This window comes from Pseudomonas ceruminis (genome assembly GCF_021602025.1).
Classification (GTDB): Bacteria; Pseudomonadota; Gammaproteobacteria; order Pseudomonadales; family Pseudomonadaceae; genus Aquipseudomonas; species Aquipseudomonas ceruminis.
In genome coordinates this window covers 377,381-393,686 of record NZ_BQHW01000001.1, presented here as the reverse complement: position 1 = coordinate 393,686, position 16,306 = coordinate 377,381, and the positions used below count along the sequence as shown (strand labels likewise).

Sequence of the window (16,306 nt, the reverse complement as noted above, 5' to 3'; positions counted from 1 at the left end):
CTCTCGAGGCACGAAGGAAAGTATGGCGCCATTGTACACAGGCTGAGCCGTTTCTGCAGGTGGCCTTTTACCTATATAGCCGTTGCACGGCTGATTGTGCGCACAAAAAATAAAACATTATTTGCATTCTTTGTACACAAAAGCATAATCCACCGAGCAACTTCTTGACCCGCGAGTCAACTAACAGGTCGGATGTCTGCCATCCCTCGTGGAGCCACCCAGTGCATTGCTCAGGCCGACGGCTCCAAGAACAACAAGAAAGACTTGAGGAGTAACCGCTGTGGAAAGCCGCAAATCCGACGCACCTACGCTGGATCTCGCCCCACCGCTCGAACCGAGTTGGCTGGAGCGGATTTTCAAACTCAAGCAACACGGCAGCACCGTCAAGACCGAAATGATCGCCGGGGTGACCACCTTCATCACCATGGCCTACATCATCTTCGTCAACCCCAACATCATGGCCGACGCTGGCATCGACCATGGTGCCGCCTTCGTCGCCACCTGCATCGCCGCCGCGCTCGGTTGCCTGCTGATGGGCCTGTACGCCAACTGGCCGGTGGGCCTGGCACCGGGCATGGGGCTTAACGCGTTCTTCACCTACACCGTGGTCGGGACCATGGGCTACAACTGGGAAACAGCACTGGGAGCGGTGTTCGTCTCGGGCGTGCTGTTCATGTTCCTGACCTTGTCGAGAGTGCGCGAATGGTTGCTGAACAGCATTCCGGTCAGCCTGCGCCATGCCATGGGGGCTGGGGTCGGATTGTTTCTCGGACTGATCGGCCTGAAAACGGCAGGCATCATCGTCGACAGCCCCGCCACCTTGATCAAGCTGGGCTCGCTGCATGAGCCCGCCCCGCTGCTGGCGGCAGTGTGCTTCCTGATGATCGCCATCCTCAGCTACAAGCGGGTGTTCGGCGCGATCCTGATCAGCATCATAGGTGTCACTCTGGCGGGCTGGGGCCTGGGCCTGGTCAAGTTTGGCGGGGTGATGTCGATGCCGCCGAGCCTGGCACCGACCTGGATGGCGATGGATGTGGCGGGCGTGTTCAACGTCAGCATGATCAGCGTGGTGCTGGCGTTCCTGTTCGTGCACATGTTCGACACAGCAGGCACTTTGATGGGTGTGGCGCAACGGGCCAACCTGGTGGCGCCGGATGGGCGTATCGAGAACCTGTCACGGGCGTTGAAGGCTGACAGTGCCTCCAGCGTGTTCGGCGCCGTGGTCGGCGTGCCGCCGGTGACCAGCTATGTGGAGAGCGCCGCAGGTGTAGCCGCCGGTGGCCGCACCGGGCTGACCGCCGTGGTGGTCGGTGTGCTGTTCATCGCCGCGATGTTCTTCGCGCCACTGGCGGGAATGATTCCGGCCTATGCGACGGCCGGTGCACTGATCTACGTAGCAATGCTGATGATGGGCAGCATGGCGCACATCCATTGGGACGAAGCGACCGACAGCATTCCGGCGATTGTCACGGTGATCATGATGCCGCTGACCTTCTCGGTGGCGGACGGTATTGCCTTGGGCTTCATCAGCTATGTGGCGTTGAAGGCAGGTACCGGCAAGTACAAAGAGATCTCGGCAAGCCTGTGGGTGCTGTGCGCGATCTTCATTGCCAAGTTTGTGTTCCTCTGACTTTGTTCTTCGGTTACCAAGGGCGCTTCGGCGCCCTTTCTTTATTCATGCTGTTTCCCCACCAAGCCGACGACGGGACCTGGCCAGGCAATACGAAAAACACCAGACGAAAAAAAGCCCGCCAGTGTGAGAGCGGGCCAAGGACCTACGAAGATTCTTCTAGCGACCAACTAGCTCCCGCGATAGGTCGAATAGCTGTACGGCGAAATCAGCAGCGGCACGTGGTAGTGCTCCTGCGACTCGTCGATGCCAAAGCGCAGCACAACAACATCCAGAAATGCCGTGTCCGGCAGCTGTACGCCGCGAGCACGATAATAATCGCCAGCGCTGAACTGCAGCTGGTAGACGCCGGTCCGGTAGTCGTCACCCTGCAGCAACGGCGCATCTACGCGGCCATCGCTGTTGGTCAGGGCGGTGTTCACCAGTTCCAGCTGCTGGCCTTCGACGCGATATAACTCGACCTTGATCGAGCTGCCTGGGCAACCGTGGGCTGCGTCCAGTACGTGTGTGGTCAAACGTCCCATTGCTTGGCGCCTCTTGTTCAATCTGTGGGCTAAAAATACACAACCATCGGCACGGCAGATGGCCTGCGATGGACAGGAATGGCGTTATTAAGACATTTCACAGATAAATTGTACACAATTTTTTAAGCCCCCTCGCCGTAGCGCGCTACGCACAGCTTCCTGTCGCAAATTCAGGCCCCGTGCAGACCCTCATGATATTTACTGACCAACCAGGCAGGTTTCTTGCAACCTATTCTCAGGCGACAAAAGGGAAGAAATGCGGAAAAACAGGCTTACAAAAGATTTCAGAAGTTGTATACAATCAGCCCATCCGGTGGTGCGACATACCGACGCGGCCCGCCCACCCCTGGCACTAACGCACAAGAAGGAAGACTGCAGTGAGCGCTGACTATCCTCGCGACCTGATCGGTTACGGCAACAACCCACCTCACCCGCACTGGCCGGGCAATGCCCGCATCGCGCTGTCTTTCGTGCTCAATTACGAGGAAGGTGGCGAGCGCAACATCCTGCACGGCGATAAAGAATCCGAAGCCTTCCTGTCCGAGATGGTGGCTGCCCAGCCACTGCAGGGTCAGCGCAACATGAGCATGGAATCGCTCTACGAGTACGGCAGCCGCGCCGGCGTGTGGCGCCTGCTCAAGCTGTTCAAGGACAGCGGCGTGCCGCTGACCATCTTCGCCGTGGCCATGGCCGCCCAGCGCCACCCCGACGTGATCCGCGCCATGGTCGAGGCTGGCCACGAGATCTGCAGCCACGGTTACCGCTGGATCGACTACCAGAACATGGACGAGGCCCAGGAACGCGAGCACATGCTCGAGGCCATCCGTATCCTCACCGAGCTCACCGGCGAACGCCCGCTGGGCTGGTACACCGGCCGCACCGGCCCGAACACCCGTCGCCTGGTGATGGAAGAAGGTGGCTTCCTGTATGACAGCGACACCTACGACGACGACCTGCCCTACTGGGAACCGAACACCCCCACCGGCAAGCCGCACCTGGTAATCCCCTACACCCTGGACACCAACGACATGCGCTTCACCCAGGTGCAGGGCTTCAACTGCGGCGAGCAGTTCTTCCAGTACCTGAAGGACGCTTTCGACGTGCTCTACGCCGAAGGGGCCGACGCACCAAAAATGCTCTCCATCGGCCTGCATTGCCGCCTGGTCGGTCGTCCCGCGCGCCTGGCCGCGCTCAAGCGCTTCGTCGATTACGCCAAGAGCCATGAACAGGTCTGGTTCGCCCGTCGCGTGGACATCGCCCGCCACTGGCACACCACCCATCCGTACAAGAAAGAGAACGCCTGATGACCGCCTTCAAGACCCTCAAGCCCTCCGCCCTGGACCGTGACGCCTTCGTCAAGGCGTTCGCCGACATCTACGAGCACTCGCCGTGGGTCGCCGAAAAAGCTTACGACCTGGGCCAACTGGGGGAGCTGGACGAGATCGAGGCGCTGCACCAGCGCATGAGTGACATTCTGCTCAGCGCCAACCATGCGGACCAGTTGGCACTGATCAATGCTCACCCAGACCTGGCCGGCAAGGCCGCTATCCAGGGCGAGCTGACCGAATCGAGCACCAACGAGCAAGCCGGCGCAGGCATTCATCAATGCACCGCCGAAGAATTCGCCCGCTTCACCGAGCTCAACGACGCCTACAAGGCCAAGTTCCAGTTCCCGTTCATCATGGCGGTCAAGGGTAGCAACCGCCACCAGATTCTCGCCGCCTTTGAAAAGCGCATCCACAACGACACTGATGCCGAATTCAAGGAAGCCCTGGCGCAGATCAACCTGATCGCCCTGTTCCGTCTGCTGCAGCTGTAATCGCTGCCGCAACGTTAGAGCCTTATCCAGAATAACGAACATAGAAGAGATAACCGCATGCGCACCCTGATGATCGAGCCCCTGACCAAAGAAGCCTTCGCCCCGTTCGGTGACGTGATCGAAACCGATGGCAGCGACCACTTCATGATCAACAACGGCTCGACCATGCGCTTTCACAAGCTCGCCACGGTCGAGACCGCCGAGCCCGAAGACAAGGCGATCATCAGCATCTTCCGCGCCGACGCGCTGGACATGCCGCTGACCGTGCGCATGCTGGAACGCCATCCGCTGGGCAGCCAGGCTTTCATCCCGCTGCTCGGCAACCCCTTTCTGATCGTGGTCGCGCCGGTTGGCGATGCACCTGTATCAGGCTTGGTCCGTGCCTTCCGCAGTAATGGCAGGCAGGGCGTTAATTACCATCGCGGCGTCTGGCACCACCCGGTGCTGACGATCGAAAAGCGGGATGATTTCCTGGTGGTTGATCGCAGCGGTTCCGGCAACAACTGCGATGAGCATTACTTCACCGAGGAACAGATGCTGATCCTCAATCCCCACCAATAAGAAAAGGTCAGTCATCTTCTCGGTGACTGGCAGAGGTAACTACTGTGGAAGCACACCTTCACGAATGGCTGAACCTGAGCATTCGCTGGGTTCACATGATCACCGGTGTCGCCTGGATCGGTGCATCGTTCTACTTCGTCTGGCTGGAGAACCACCTGAACCGAAGCAACCCGCGCGATGGGTTGTCGGGTGATCTCTGGGCGATTCACGGCGGTGGTATCTACCACCTGGAGAAATACAAACTCGCCCCCCCGAAAATGCCCGAGAACCTGCACTGGTTCAAATGGGAAGCCTACTTCACCTGGATGTCCGGTATCGCCCTGCTGTGCGTGGTGTTCTACTGGAACCCGGCCCTGTACCTGCTGGCACCTGGCAGCACCCTGAGCGGTGCCGAAGGCGTCGCTATCGGTATCGGTTCGCTGATCGCCGGCTGGTTCATCTACGACTTCCTGTGCGACTCGCCCCTGGGCAAGAAGCCAGCGCTGCTCGGCGGTGTGCTGTTCGTGCTGATCATCGCCGCCTGCTGGGGCTTCAGCCTGGTGTTCAGTGGCCGTGGTGCATACCTGCACACCGGCGCGATCATTGGCACCATCATGGTCGGTAACGTGTTCCGCATCATCATGCCGGCCCAGCGCCAGCTGGTGGCGGCGATCGAGAACAACCAGACGCCCGACCCGGTACTGCCGGCCAAAGGCCTGCTGCGTTCGCGCCACAACAACTACTTCACCCTGCCGGTGCTGTTCATCATGATCAGCAACCACTTCCCGAGCACCTACGGTAGCCAGTACAACTGGCTGATCCTGGCCGGGATTGCAGTGGCTGCGGTCCTGATCCGCCACTACTTCAACACCCGCCACGACAGCAACAAGTACGCCTGGACACTGCCCGTCGGCGCCCTGGCCATGATCTGCCTGGCCTACGTCACCGGCCCGAAACCGCTGGCGGTAGCACCTGAACAGGCGGCGGCAAACATCGACTACCAGCCACTGCCGGCCACCGCAGTCGGTGGCAAGACCGCTGCCGAACAGCGCGCCGAGGAGGCCGCCAAGGCCGCCGAAGCACCCGCCGCACCGGCTGAGGCTTCGGCCCAGGCCAGTGCCCAGGCTGGCGGCGGCACCTTCGACAAGATCCACACCGTCATCCAGGAACGCTGCACCGTGTGCCACTCGTCCAAGCCGACCAGCCCACTGTTCAGCGCCGCCCCTGCCGGCGTGATGTTCGATACCCCGCAGCAGATTCAGGCTCAGGCCGCGCGCATTCAGGCGCAAGCGGTCGCCAGCCAGATCATGCCGCTGGGCAACATCACCCAGATGACTGCCGAAGAGCGCAAGCTCGTCGGTGACTGGATCGCCAAAGGCGCCCAGGTCAACTGATACACCTCTCCTGCCGGGGCGTCCGCGCGCCCCGGTAGGAGCGGCCTTGCGCCGCGAAAGGGCCGGCAATGCCGGCCAACGATTTAAAGAAACACGCAACAAGCAAGCATCGAGCGATCGACTTCAAACGGAAAACCCAGGCTGCCTTCATCGGGCCTGCCGCTTGCAGCTGACGCTTGGATCCGAGAATAAAAACAAAACTCGAGGTGCTGCATGTCCGAGTCACGCAAGGCGTACATCCCCGTTGCGCCACCGCGTCAGCCTCTGCCCCTGTTCCAACTGATCCTGGTAGGCCTGCAACATGTTCTGCTGATGTATGGAGGTGCGATTGCCGTGCCTTTGATCATCGGCCAGGCTGCTGGATTGTCTCGTGAAGAAGTCGCCTTCCTGATCAACGCCGACCTGTTGGTTGCCGGCGTGGCCACCATCATTCAGTCGTTCGGTATCGGCCCGGTAGGGATCCGCATGCCGGTGATGATGGGCGCCAGTTTCGCTGCGGTGGGCAGCATGGTAGCCATGGCCGGCATGCCCGGCGTAGGCCTGCAGGGGATCTTCGGCGCGACCATCGCTGCCGGGTTCTTCGGCATGCTGATCGCGCCGTTCATGTCCAAGGTAGTGCGCTTCTTCCCCCCCCTGGTGACCGGTACCGTGATTACGTCCATCGGCCTGTCGCTGTTCCCGGTTGCGGTCAACTGGGCCGGCGGCGGCCAGCAGGCGCAGACCTTCGGCTCGCCGATCTACCTGCTGGTGGCGGGCCTGGTGTTGGCCGTCATCCTGCTGATCAACCGCTTCATGCGTGGCTTCTGGGTCAATGTGTCGGTACTGGTGGGCATGGGCCTTGGCTACATCCTGGCCGGCTCGATCGGCATGGTCGACCTGTCAGGCCTGAGCGACGCACCGTGGCTGCAAGTGGTGACCCCACTGCACTTCGGCATGCCGACCTTCAGCCTGGCACCGATCCTGTCAATGTGCCTGGTGGTGGTGATCATCTTCGTCGAGTCCACGGGTATGTTCCTGGCCCTGGGCAAGGTGACCGATCGCGAAGTCACCCCTGGGATGCTGCGCCGTGGCCTGCTGTGCGATGCCGGTGCATCGTTCATTGCCGGTTTCTTCAACACCTTCACCCACTCCTCGTTTGCCCAGAACATCGGCCTGGTGCAGATGACCGGGGTGCGTTGCCGCTACGTCACGGTGATGGCCGGCGGGCTGCTGATCCTGCTCAGCCTGCTGCCCAAGGCGGCCTTCCTGATCGCCTCGATTCCACCTGCGGTACTGGGCGGGGCATCCATTGCCATGTTCGGCATGGTCACCGCCACCGGCATCAAGATCCTTCAGGAAGCGGACATCGGCGACCGTCGCAACCAGCTGCTGGTTGCGGTCAGCGTCGGCTTCGGCCTTATCCCTGTGGTGCGTCCAGAGTTCTTCGCCCAGATGCCGCAGTGGATGGAACCCATCACCCACAGCGGCATCGCCATGGCCACAGTCAGTGCCCTGGTACTGAACGTGCTGTTCAACATCCTCGGCGGCGCAGACCGCGCGGCGCATAACGACGCCTGTCACCAGCATTGAGTTGCAGGGCGGCGCAATCGCCGCCCTTTTCACTTTCGCAGTAACCGCTACACCGTCGGCCCACCGGAATGGGTCGCTCGGGGCGCCTGCGCGCCAAAAAAAACCGCCAACAAAAACAATAAGTCCGGGAATCACAACATGAAGCGCATCACCTCGTCCCTGTTGCTGGGCAGCAGCCTGCTGGCCACCCTTCCTTCGCATGCAGGCGAATGGCTGCTGTGGCATGGCGAAAGCTTGACCTACCTGTACGGCAAGGACTTCAAGGTCAACCCCGACATCCAACAGACCATCACGTTCGAGCACGCCAACAAATGGAAGTACGGCGACACCTTCCTGTTCGTCGACAAGATCTTCTACAACGGCAAGCCTGACGCGAGCAAAGGTGTCACCACCTACTACGGTGAGTTCAGCCCACGCCTGTCGTTTGGCAAGATGCTCGACCGCAAACTGGCCTTCGGCCCGGTCAAGGACGTACTGCTTGCGATGACCTACGAGCGCGGCGAAGGCGACAACGAGGCTTACCTGATCGGCCCTGGCTTCGACCTGGACATCCCCGGCTTCAACTACTTCACCCTGAACTTCTATGTGCGCAACACCGAGGGCAGCCGACCAGGGGACAACGTCTGGCAGATAACCCCTGGCTGGTCCTACACCGTCCCTGTGGGCAGGTCGGACATTCTGATAGACGGTTACATGGACTGGGTCACCGACAATGACGAAACACGACGCGGCACTTACCACGCCAACTTGCACTTTAACCCACAGGTCAAATATGACCTGGGCAAAGCGCTGAACCTGGGTGCCAAACAGTTGTATGTAGGCTTTGAATACAGCTACTGGAAGGACAAGTACGGCATCGATAGCCGCGGCAACCTCGAAACCAATCAGAGTGTGGCAAGCGCTCTGATCAAAGTGCATTTCTGAAAAGCTGATCAAACGCCCAAGTTTGATTCACCGTGCTCCAGGACGGAGCACTTGAGGCCAGGCGCGCAAGCCAGTAATCTGCGCGCCCCCTCGCTCAGGGCAGGACGGATCCTGCCCGCGTTTACTGACCGCTCAGTCAATGAATTCGGGCGGTTGGCCAACGTATTGCCAGCCTGACCTACCCATTTTCATCCGTTCAGAACAAGTCGAGCAGGAAGGTTGTAGCTAACGCGGAAAAGTTGGCGCAGCGCTTGCCAAACAGCTGTGGGCAATCAAAAAAAGCTGACCCAAAAGACAATAACAGCGCCAACACCGAGCGCTGACAACAGATCAATCAAGGGAGCGACACTCGCAATGCGTACCATCAATAGCCTGATACTCGCGAGCGGCCTGTTGGCGTGCGGCACCACCTACGCCGATGACCTGCTGCAGTGGCAGAACAACAGCCTGACGTATCTGTGGGGCAAGAACTTCAAGGTCAACCCTGAAACCCAACAGACCGTCACCTTCGAACACGCCGATGCGTGGAAGTACGGCGACAACTTCATCTTCGTCGACAAGATCTTCTACCAGGGCAAGAAGGACGCCAATAACGGCCCCAACACCTACTACGGAGAGATCAGCCCACGCCTGTCGTTTGGCAAGATCTTCGACCAGAAGCTCGAGTTCGGCCCCATCAAGGATGTGCTGCTGGCCATGACGTACGAGTTCGGCGAAGGTGACACCGAGGCTTACCTGATCGGCCCTGGCTTCGACCTGGCAATCCCTGGCTTCGATTACTTCCAGCTCAACTTCTACCAGCGCACCACCGACGGCAGCCGCCCGGGTGACAACGTCTGGCAGATTACCCCGGTTTGGTCCTACACCATTGCGGTCGGCTCGTCCGATGTGCTGATCGATGGCTACATGGACTGGGTCGTCGATAACGACGAAAACCGCCGCGGCACCTACCAGGCCAACCTGCACTTCAACCCCCAGATCAAATACGACCTGGGCAAAGCGCTGCACTTGGGTGAAAAGCAGCTCTACGTGGGTATTGAATACGACTATTGGAAAAACAAGTACGGCATCAAGGACAGCGATGCCTTTACCACCGACCAGAACACCGCCAGCCTGTTGGTAAAAGTGCACTTCTGACGGGCTGAAACGTGACAGCGTTGCAACGTAGCAACGCTGTCACGCACCTGATTGTAAGCAACTTCTTACACCCTTTTAAGTGAATGCTTACTTACGATGGAATCTGCCTTTAAAGTCAGAATACCGATGACGGGCAATACCATGCCCACCATCACCAATGACATTTCCACGTGAGGGTGCTCTAGCACCCGTAAAATATCCAGCACCAGCATACCCAGGCTCAGTGCCAGCGCCACGCCGAACATGGCGCAGCCCTTGTAAAGCGCCTGTACGCCGGCCCCACGCATCAGGAAGCAGAACCCCAGGCTCACCCAAGCTATCGCGGTAATCAGGTAAAGCGCCAGGTGGTAGGCGTCATAGGTCAAAACATTGCCGAACATGTGCGTACCTCCTCATTCCTAATTCAATCGACGAGGTTTGACTATAAATCCGACTTTCCATAAACGCACCGCGATTTTTTGACATATTTTTTGCACCCTGTGATTTAGCCTGCTTTGCTTCGTACAACTAAAAATAAAACAGGCCTATTTGATGCGCACTACCCTCACCGCCCCTTGGCGTTACCTGCTTCTGCTGTGTTCACTCTGGTTCGGTATTTTCCTGCTGACACGCTTCATCTTGCTGGTTACCCATCTGGATGAAGTGAGCGGCAATTACTTCGCTTTATTCTTTGACGGGGCGCTCTACGACTTGAGCTTCCTGGTCTATGCAGCCCTGCCGATGGGCCTGTACATGGCGCTGTGCCCAACCGTGCTGTGGCGCTCACAGGCCCACCGCTGGCTGCTGGGCGGGGTGCTGGTGGTCAGCCTGTTCGTGATGCTGTTCGTCGCGGTAGCCGAATGGCTGTTCTGGGATGAGTTCGGCGTGCGCTTCAATTTTATCGCCGTGGACTACCTGGTGTACTCCAAGGAGGTATTGGACAACATTCGCGAATCCTACCCCCTACCCGCCCTGTTGGGCGGCATCGCGCTGGTGGCGGGCCTGCTGGCCATGCTGCTGCGCAGGCCGCTGGCCCAGGCACTCGCAGCTCCCGGGCCACAACTGCGCCAGCGCTTGGTGGGTATTACCCTGCTGGCGGTATTGGCTGGCCTCAACGCCCTGGTGATCGACCAGCAGTTCCCCCGCGGTCAGGGAGGCAACGCCTACCAACGCGAACTGGCCAGCAACGGCCCGTATCAGTTCTTCGCCGCCTTCCGCAACAACGAACTGGACTACACACAGTTCTACGCCAGCCTCGATGCAGCCGAGGTCGGCGCACAAATGCATCAGGAGCTGGCCGAACCTGACGCCCACTTCCAGGGCAAGGAGCCACAGGACATCCGGCGCCACGTCATTGCCAACGGCCCGCAGCGCACCCCCAATATCATCCTGGTGACGATCGAAAGCTTCAGCGCCAAGTACATGGGCAGCAACGGCGAGCCACGCAACCTCACGCCCAACCTCGACGCCCTGCGTCGCCAGAGCCTGTACTTCAACAACTTCTACGCCACCGGCACCCGTACCGACCGCGGCCTGGAAGCCATTACCCTGTCGATCCCGCCAACGCCTGGGCGCTCGATCGTCAAACGCATCGGCCGCGAAAGCGGCTACGCCAGCCTGGGCCAGCAGCTATCGGCCAAGGGCTACGATGCTGTGTTTGTCTACGGCGGGCGCGGCTACTTCGACAACATGAACGCATTCTTCAGTGGCAATGGTTACCGCATCGTCGACCAGAGCAGCATCGATGAAAGCGAAATCAGCTTCAAGAACGCCTGGGGCATCGCCGACGAAGACCTGTACCGGCAAACCCTCAAGCTGGCCGATGCCGATCACGCCAAGCAAAAGCCGTTTTTCCTGCAACTGATGACCACCTCCAACCATCGCCCGTACACCTACCCGGACGGCCGTATCGACATCCCGTCAGGTGAGGGCCGTGAAGGCGCGGTGAAGTACACCGACCATGCCATCGCGCAGTTCCTGGAGGCGGCGAAGGGCAAACCCTGGTTCGACAATACCCTGTTCATCTTCGTCGCCGACCACACCGCCGGCAGCGCTGGCGTGGAAGACCTACCGGTTCAGAACTACCAGATCCCGCTGTTCATCTATGCGCCGAAGCTGATCGAGGCGCGCGAGGAGTCGAAGCTGGCCAGCCAGATCGACCTGGCGCCGACCCTGCTCGGCCTGCTGGGCATGAGCTATACCTCGACGTTTTTCGGGCGCGACTTGCTGATGCAAGATGACCTTGCGCCACGGGTGGTGATCGGTAACTACCAGCACCTGGGCTTGTTCGACGGTACCAACCTGGCCATCCTCAGCCCGCGTGGCGCAATGCGCGTGCATGAAGATGCCCTGGGCAAAAGCCGCGAAACCACGGTGGGCAACGATAACCCGCTGGTGCGCAGGGCAATCGCCTACTATCAGAGCGCGGCGTACGGCTTCAGCCAGGGTTTACTGGCCTGGAAGCCCGAAGACGCCGGCGTGGCGGTCAGCCCCTGATCGCCCGCCACACCTTCGCTGCCAGGCTGACCACCGCCAGCACCACGGCGCCGGCCACAACGCCGGCCAGGCCATTGAGCAAGGCCCCGGTCAGCATGCCTGCGCGCCCCTCGCTGAACGCCTCGATGGCGTGATGCAGGGGCGCCACCCCATGCACCAGAATGCCGCCACCGACCAGGAACATCGCTGCCGTACCGATCACCGAAAGGCTTTTCATCATGTACGGTGCCGCGCGCAGGATGCCATTGCCGACTGCGCGCGTCAGGCTCGAGGTTTTCTGGGCCATCCACAGCCCCAGGTCATCGAGTTTGACGATCCCCCCCACCAGCCCGTAAACGCCGATGGTCATGACAATGGCGATGCCCGACAGCACGATGATCTGTTGGGGCAGCGGCGCATCGGCCACAGTGCCAAGGGTGATGGCGATGATCTCTGCCGACAGAATGAAGTCGGTGCGCACCGCCCCCTTGATCTTGCTCTTCTCGTAAGCCACCAAGTCGACGTTGGCATCGGCGAGCGCTTCGCTGCGTGCGCTGTGCTGGGCAGCGTCCTCCTCCTTGCTGTGCAGAAACTTGTGCGCCAGCTTCTCGAAACCTTCGAAACACAGGTACGCCCCCCCGACCATCAACAACGGCGTCACGGCCCAGGGAATGAACGCGCTGATCAGCAGCGCGGCCGGCACCAGGATCGCCTTGTTCACGAACGACCCCTTCGCCACTGCCCACACCACCGGGATCTCGCGCTCGGCGCGCACGCCGGTGACCTGCTGCGCATTGAGCGCCAGGTCGTCGCCCAGCACGCCTGCGGTCTTTTTCGCCGCAACCTTGGTCATCAGCGAGACGTCGTCGAGTACCGTGGCGATATCGTCGATCAGTACCAGTAGACTGCTTCCTGCCATGTTTGCCTGTTTCCAATGAGGTGAATGGGCCGGAGTCTAGCCGAAAGTCGCTGCCTTGAGCGGCCGTCGGGGCCGGTGCTACCATGCCCGATCCCTCTTAGAGGTGGCCAGACACGAGGAAGATCCCTGACCATGAGCACCATTCGCGAGCGCAACAAGGAACTGATCCTACGCGCAGCCAGCGAGGAATTCGCCGACAAGGGCTTCGCGGCCACCAAAACCAGCGATATCGCGGCCAAGGCCGGCCTGCCCAAGCCGAACGTCTACTACTATTTCAAATCCAAGGACAACCTCTACCGTGAGGTCCTTGAGAGCATCATCGCGCCGATCATGCAGGCATCGACACCGTTCAATGCCGATGGCGATCCAAAGGAAGTGCTGAGTTCGTACATCCGCTCGAAGATCCGCATCTCGCGCGACTTGCCGCATGCGTCCAAGGTGTTCGCCAGCGAGATCATGCACGGTGCGCCGCACCTCTCGCCCAGCCAGGTGGAGCAGCTCAACGAGCAGGCTCGCCATAACATCGAGTGCATTCAGCGCTGGATCGAACGCGGGCAGATTGCCAATGTCGACCCGCATCACCTGATGTTCAGCATCTGGGCGGCGACGCAGACCTATGCCGATTTTGACTGGCAGATTTCGGTGATCACCGGCAAGGCCAAGTTGGCTGACAGTGATTACGAAGCAGCGGCCGAGACCATCATTCGGCTGGTGCTCAAGGGCTGTGAGCCCGAGGCAGCCTGACAGGCACGGTCGCCGGTAAGCTGGCTTGCACACAAACCCTGTGAGGTACCTCACCGGCGAAGCCGGTGCCAACCACCGCGCGGGGCAAGCCCGCTGCCACAGGCCTCACAGGCTGGCCCACGCTTGCCGGCGATGAGGCCGGTACAGCCGAAAAACTCACGCCACTACGCCGGCATCCGCCGTCAGCCCTACTTCCTCGATTGCACTGATCGCGCACTGCTCATCGATATCCGACGTATCGCCGCTGATCCCCACTGCGCCCAGCACCTTGCCGCCCTGATCCCGTATCAGCACGCCACCCGGCGCCGGCACCACCGGCCGCTCACCCAAGCCATTCAATGCAGCAAAAAACGCCGGTCGCTGCTGTGCATCCAGCGCCAGCAAGCGCGACCCCTTGCCCAGGGCGATCGCGCTCCAGGCCTTGCCCGTGGCCACGTCGGGGCGAATCAGGCTGGCACCGTCCTCGCGCTGCAAGGCCAGCACATGCCCGCCGGCATCGAGCACCGCCACCGTCAGCGGCGCGGCGTTGATCTTGCGGCCCGCAGCCAGCGCGGCGTTCACCAGGCTGACTGCGACCTTGAGGTTCAAAGCATTCATGGAAAGGTCCTCTTCTTGTTGTGAGAAGCCCTGAGGGCAGTTTGAAAACCGATGCAGCAAATAGAACACAACAGACAATGTTTTTGTATACAATATTTTGAAACGATCGTACCGAATCAGACGAAACGCCTTTTTCGCGGGCGCTCCGACGAAAGCGCTTTCCCCCGATGAAAATCCATTGACCTGAACCATCAGGCGTGAATACACTCTGCCGCAAAGCAAGTTGTATACAATTACAAAATCGATGAGGCACAAACCATGAGCAAAATGAGAGCAATCGATGCAGCCGTTCTGGTCATGCGCCGTGAAGGTGTAGATACCGCGTTCGGCATCCCGGGGGCTGCCATCAATCCGTTGTACTCGGCCCTGAAGAAAGTCGGTGGCATCGATCACGTCCTCGCTCGCCACGTCGAAGGCGCCTCGCACATGGCCGAGGGCTACACCCGCGCCAACCCAGGCAACATCGGCGTGTGCATCGGTACTTCCGGCCCTGCCGGTACCGACATGGTCACCGGCCTTTACAGTGCCTCGGCCGACTCCATCCCGATTCTCTGCATCACCGGCCAGGCACCGCGTGCGCGCCTGCACAAGGAAGACTTCCAGGCGGTCGACATCACCAGCATCGTCAAGCCGGTAACCAAGTGGGCCACCACCGTACTGGAGCCAGGCCAGGTGCCCTACGCCTTCCAGAAGGCCTTCTACGAAATGCGCACCGGCCGCCCAGGCCCTGTGCTGATCGACCTGCCGTTCGATGTGCAAATGGCCGAGATCGAATTCGACATCGACGCCTACGAGCCACTGCCAGTGCACAAGCCATCGGCCACGCGCGTTCAGGCCGAAAAGGCCCTGGCCCTGCTCAATGACGCCGAGCGCCCGCTGCTGGTCGCCGGTGGCGGCATCATCAACGCCGACGCCAGCGACAAACTGGTCGAATTCGCCGAGCTGACCGGCGTGCCGGTCATCCCGACCCTGATGGGCTGGGGTACCATCCCCGACGACCACGCACAGATGGTCGGCATGGTCGGCCTGCAGACCTCGCACCGCTACGGCAACGCCACCCTGCTCAAGTCCGACCTGGTGTTCGGCATCGGTAACCGCTGGGCCAACCGCCATACCGGTTCTGTCGACGTGTACACCGAAGGCCGCAAATTCGTGCATGTCGATATCGAACCGACCCAGATCGGCCGGGTGTTCACCCCGGACCTGGGCATTGTTTCCGACGCAGGCCTGGCGCTGGACGTGTTTATCGAAGTGGCCCGCGAATGGAAAGCAGCCGGCAAGCTGAAGTGCCGCAAGGCCTGGCTGGAAGACTGCCAGGCGCGCAAGTCGAGCCTGCAGCGCAAGACCCACTTCGACAACGTGCCGGTCAAGCCGCAGCGCGTCTACGAAGAAATGAACCAGGTATTTGGCAAGGACACCTGCTACGTCAGCACCATCGGCCTGTCGCAGATCGCCGGCGCGCAGTTCCTGCACGTGTACAAACCACGCCACTGGATCAACTGCGGCCAGGCCGGCCCGCTGGGGTGGACCATCCCGGCAGCATTGGGTGTGGTGAAGGCTGACCCGAAACGCAAGGTCGTTGCGCTGTCCGGTGACTACGACTTCCAGTTCATGATCGAAGAACTGGCCGTGGGCGCGCAATTCAACCTGCCCTATGTCCACGTCTTGGTGAACAACGCGTACCTGGGCCTGATCCGTCAGGCACAACGTGGCTTCGACATGGATTACTGTGTACAACTGGCGTTCGAGAACATCAACGCCACCGATGCCGCCACTTACGGGGTCGATCACGTCGCCGTGGTCGAAGGCCTGGGCTGCAAAGCCATCCGCGTGTTCGAACCGGCTGACATCGCACCTGCCCTGCTCAAGGCACAGAAGATGGCCGAAGAGTTCCGCGTACCGGTGGTGGTGGAAGTGATTCTCGAGCGTGTGACCAACATTTCCATGGGCACCGAGATAAACGCGGTCAACGAGTTCGAAGACCTGGCGCTGGTCGGTAACGACGCGCCAACCGCCATCTCGCTGCTGGACTGATCGCCTGACGCCCCCGCAACC

15 protein-coding genes are annotated in these 16,306 nt (G+C 60.4%); 11 read left to right on the top strand and 4 right to left on the bottom strand.

From position 1 onward, the window contains the following. Window positions 1-280 precede the first annotated feature (280 nt). The gene (locus L6D80_RS01685) at window positions 281-1,630 is read left to right on the top strand and encodes an NCS2 family permease (RefSeq protein WP_176514369.1); all 1,350 of its coding nucleotides are present in this window, start codon (window positions 281-283) and stop codon (window positions 1,628-1,630) included. A 170-nt stretch (window positions 1,631-1,800) separates the two neighbouring features. Here L6D80_RS01685 and uraH read toward each other — a convergent pair whose 3' ends face one another. Then, window positions 1,801-2,154, bottom strand: a complete 354-nt coding sequence (uraH, locus tag L6D80_RS01680; RefSeq protein ID WP_054899988.1) for a hydroxyisourate hydrolase — start codon at window positions 2,152-2,154, stop codon at window positions 1,801-1,803. A 377-nt stretch (window positions 2,155-2,531) separates the two neighbouring features. Between uraH and puuE the strand changes: the two genes are divergently transcribed. From puuE to L6D80_RS01645, 7 genes are all read left to right on the top strand, one after another. After that, window positions 2,532-3,458, top strand: coding sequence for an allantoinase PuuE (gene puuE, locus L6D80_RS01675; protein ID WP_054899989.1), 927 nt, complete (start codon window positions 2,532-2,534; stop codon window positions 3,456-3,458). After that, window positions 3,458-3,973: a 2-oxo-4-hydroxy-4-carboxy-5-ureidoimidazoline decarboxylase gene (gene uraD, locus L6D80_RS01670; protein WP_054899990.1), complete on the top strand. Its 516-nt coding sequence runs from the start codon at window positions 3,458-3,460 to the stop codon at window positions 3,971-3,973. Before puuE ends, uraD begins: the two co-directional genes overlap by 1 nt. 57 nt (window positions 3,974-4,030) lie before the next feature. After that, on the top strand, window positions 4,031-4,534 hold the full coding sequence (locus L6D80_RS01665) for an ureidoglycolate lyase (RefSeq protein WP_012315446.1): 504 nt from the start codon (window positions 4,031-4,033) through the stop codon (window positions 4,532-4,534). Between the two features lie 44 nt (window positions 4,535-4,578). Further along, the gene (locus L6D80_RS01660; protein ID WP_176514370.1) at window positions 4,579-5,907 is read left to right on the top strand and encodes a urate hydroxylase PuuD; all 1,329 of its coding nucleotides are present in this window, start codon (window positions 4,579-4,581) and stop codon (window positions 5,905-5,907) included. Window positions 5,908-6,120: 213 nt separating this feature from the next. Next, entirely contained in the window at window positions 6,121-7,476 is a 1,356-nt protein-coding gene (locus L6D80_RS01655; RefSeq protein ID WP_176514372.1) for a nucleobase:cation symporter-2 family protein, read from the top strand. Between the two features lie 138 nt (window positions 7,477-7,614). Continuing rightward, window positions 7,615-8,400 (top strand): outer membrane protein OmpK, encoded by a 786-nt coding sequence (locus L6D80_RS01650; protein ID WP_054899994.1) that lies wholly within the window; start codon window positions 7,615-7,617, stop codon window positions 8,398-8,400. A 354-nt stretch (window positions 8,401-8,754) separates the two neighbouring features. Continuing rightward, complete coding sequence (locus L6D80_RS01645; RefSeq protein WP_176514374.1) at window positions 8,755-9,537, top strand: outer membrane protein OmpK; 783 nt, start codon at window positions 8,755-8,757, stop codon at window positions 9,535-9,537. A 65-nt stretch (window positions 9,538-9,602) separates the two neighbouring features. Here the strand turns inward: L6D80_RS01645 and L6D80_RS01640 are convergent, their stop codons facing one another. Beyond that, complete coding sequence (locus L6D80_RS01640) at window positions 9,603-9,917, bottom strand: hypothetical protein (RefSeq protein WP_054899996.1); 315 nt, start codon at window positions 9,915-9,917, stop codon at window positions 9,603-9,605. A 151-nt stretch (window positions 9,918-10,068) separates the two neighbouring features. Here L6D80_RS01640 and L6D80_RS01635 point away from each other — a divergent pair, with 151 nt between their 5' ends. After that, window positions 10,069-12,012, top strand: a complete 1,944-nt coding sequence (locus L6D80_RS01635; RefSeq protein WP_176514376.1) for an LTA synthase family protein — start codon at window positions 10,069-10,071, stop codon at window positions 12,010-12,012. On the opposite strand, the gene L6D80_RS01630 is transcribed toward L6D80_RS01635, so the two are convergent. Continuing rightward, window positions 12,002-12,910, bottom strand: a complete 909-nt coding sequence (locus tag L6D80_RS01630; RefSeq protein WP_054899998.1) for a DUF808 domain-containing protein — start codon at window positions 12,908-12,910, stop codon at window positions 12,002-12,004. The genes L6D80_RS01635 and L6D80_RS01630 overlap by 11 nt on opposite strands. 132 nt (window positions 12,911-13,042) lie before the next feature. Here L6D80_RS01630 and L6D80_RS01625 point away from each other — a divergent pair, with 132 nt between their 5' ends. Then, window positions 13,043-13,654 (top strand): TetR/AcrR family transcriptional regulator, encoded by a 612-nt coding sequence (locus tag L6D80_RS01625; protein WP_054899999.1) that lies wholly within the window; start codon window positions 13,043-13,045, stop codon window positions 13,652-13,654. 156 nt (window positions 13,655-13,810) lie between these two features. Here L6D80_RS01625 and L6D80_RS01620 read toward each other — a convergent pair whose 3' ends face one another. Then, on the bottom strand, window positions 13,811-14,251 hold the full coding sequence (locus L6D80_RS01620; RefSeq protein ID WP_176514378.1) for a GlcG/HbpS family heme-binding protein: 441 nt from the start codon (window positions 14,249-14,251) through the stop codon (window positions 13,811-13,813). A 258-nt stretch (window positions 14,252-14,509) separates the two neighbouring features. On the opposite strand from L6D80_RS01620, the gene gcl reads away from it, so the two are divergent. Continuing rightward, window positions 14,510-16,285: a glyoxylate carboligase gene (gene gcl / locus L6D80_RS01615; protein WP_176514380.1), complete on the top strand. Its 1,776-nt coding sequence runs from the start codon at window positions 14,510-14,512 to the stop codon at window positions 16,283-16,285. The last annotated feature ends 21 nt before the right edge of the window (window positions 16,286-16,306 follow it).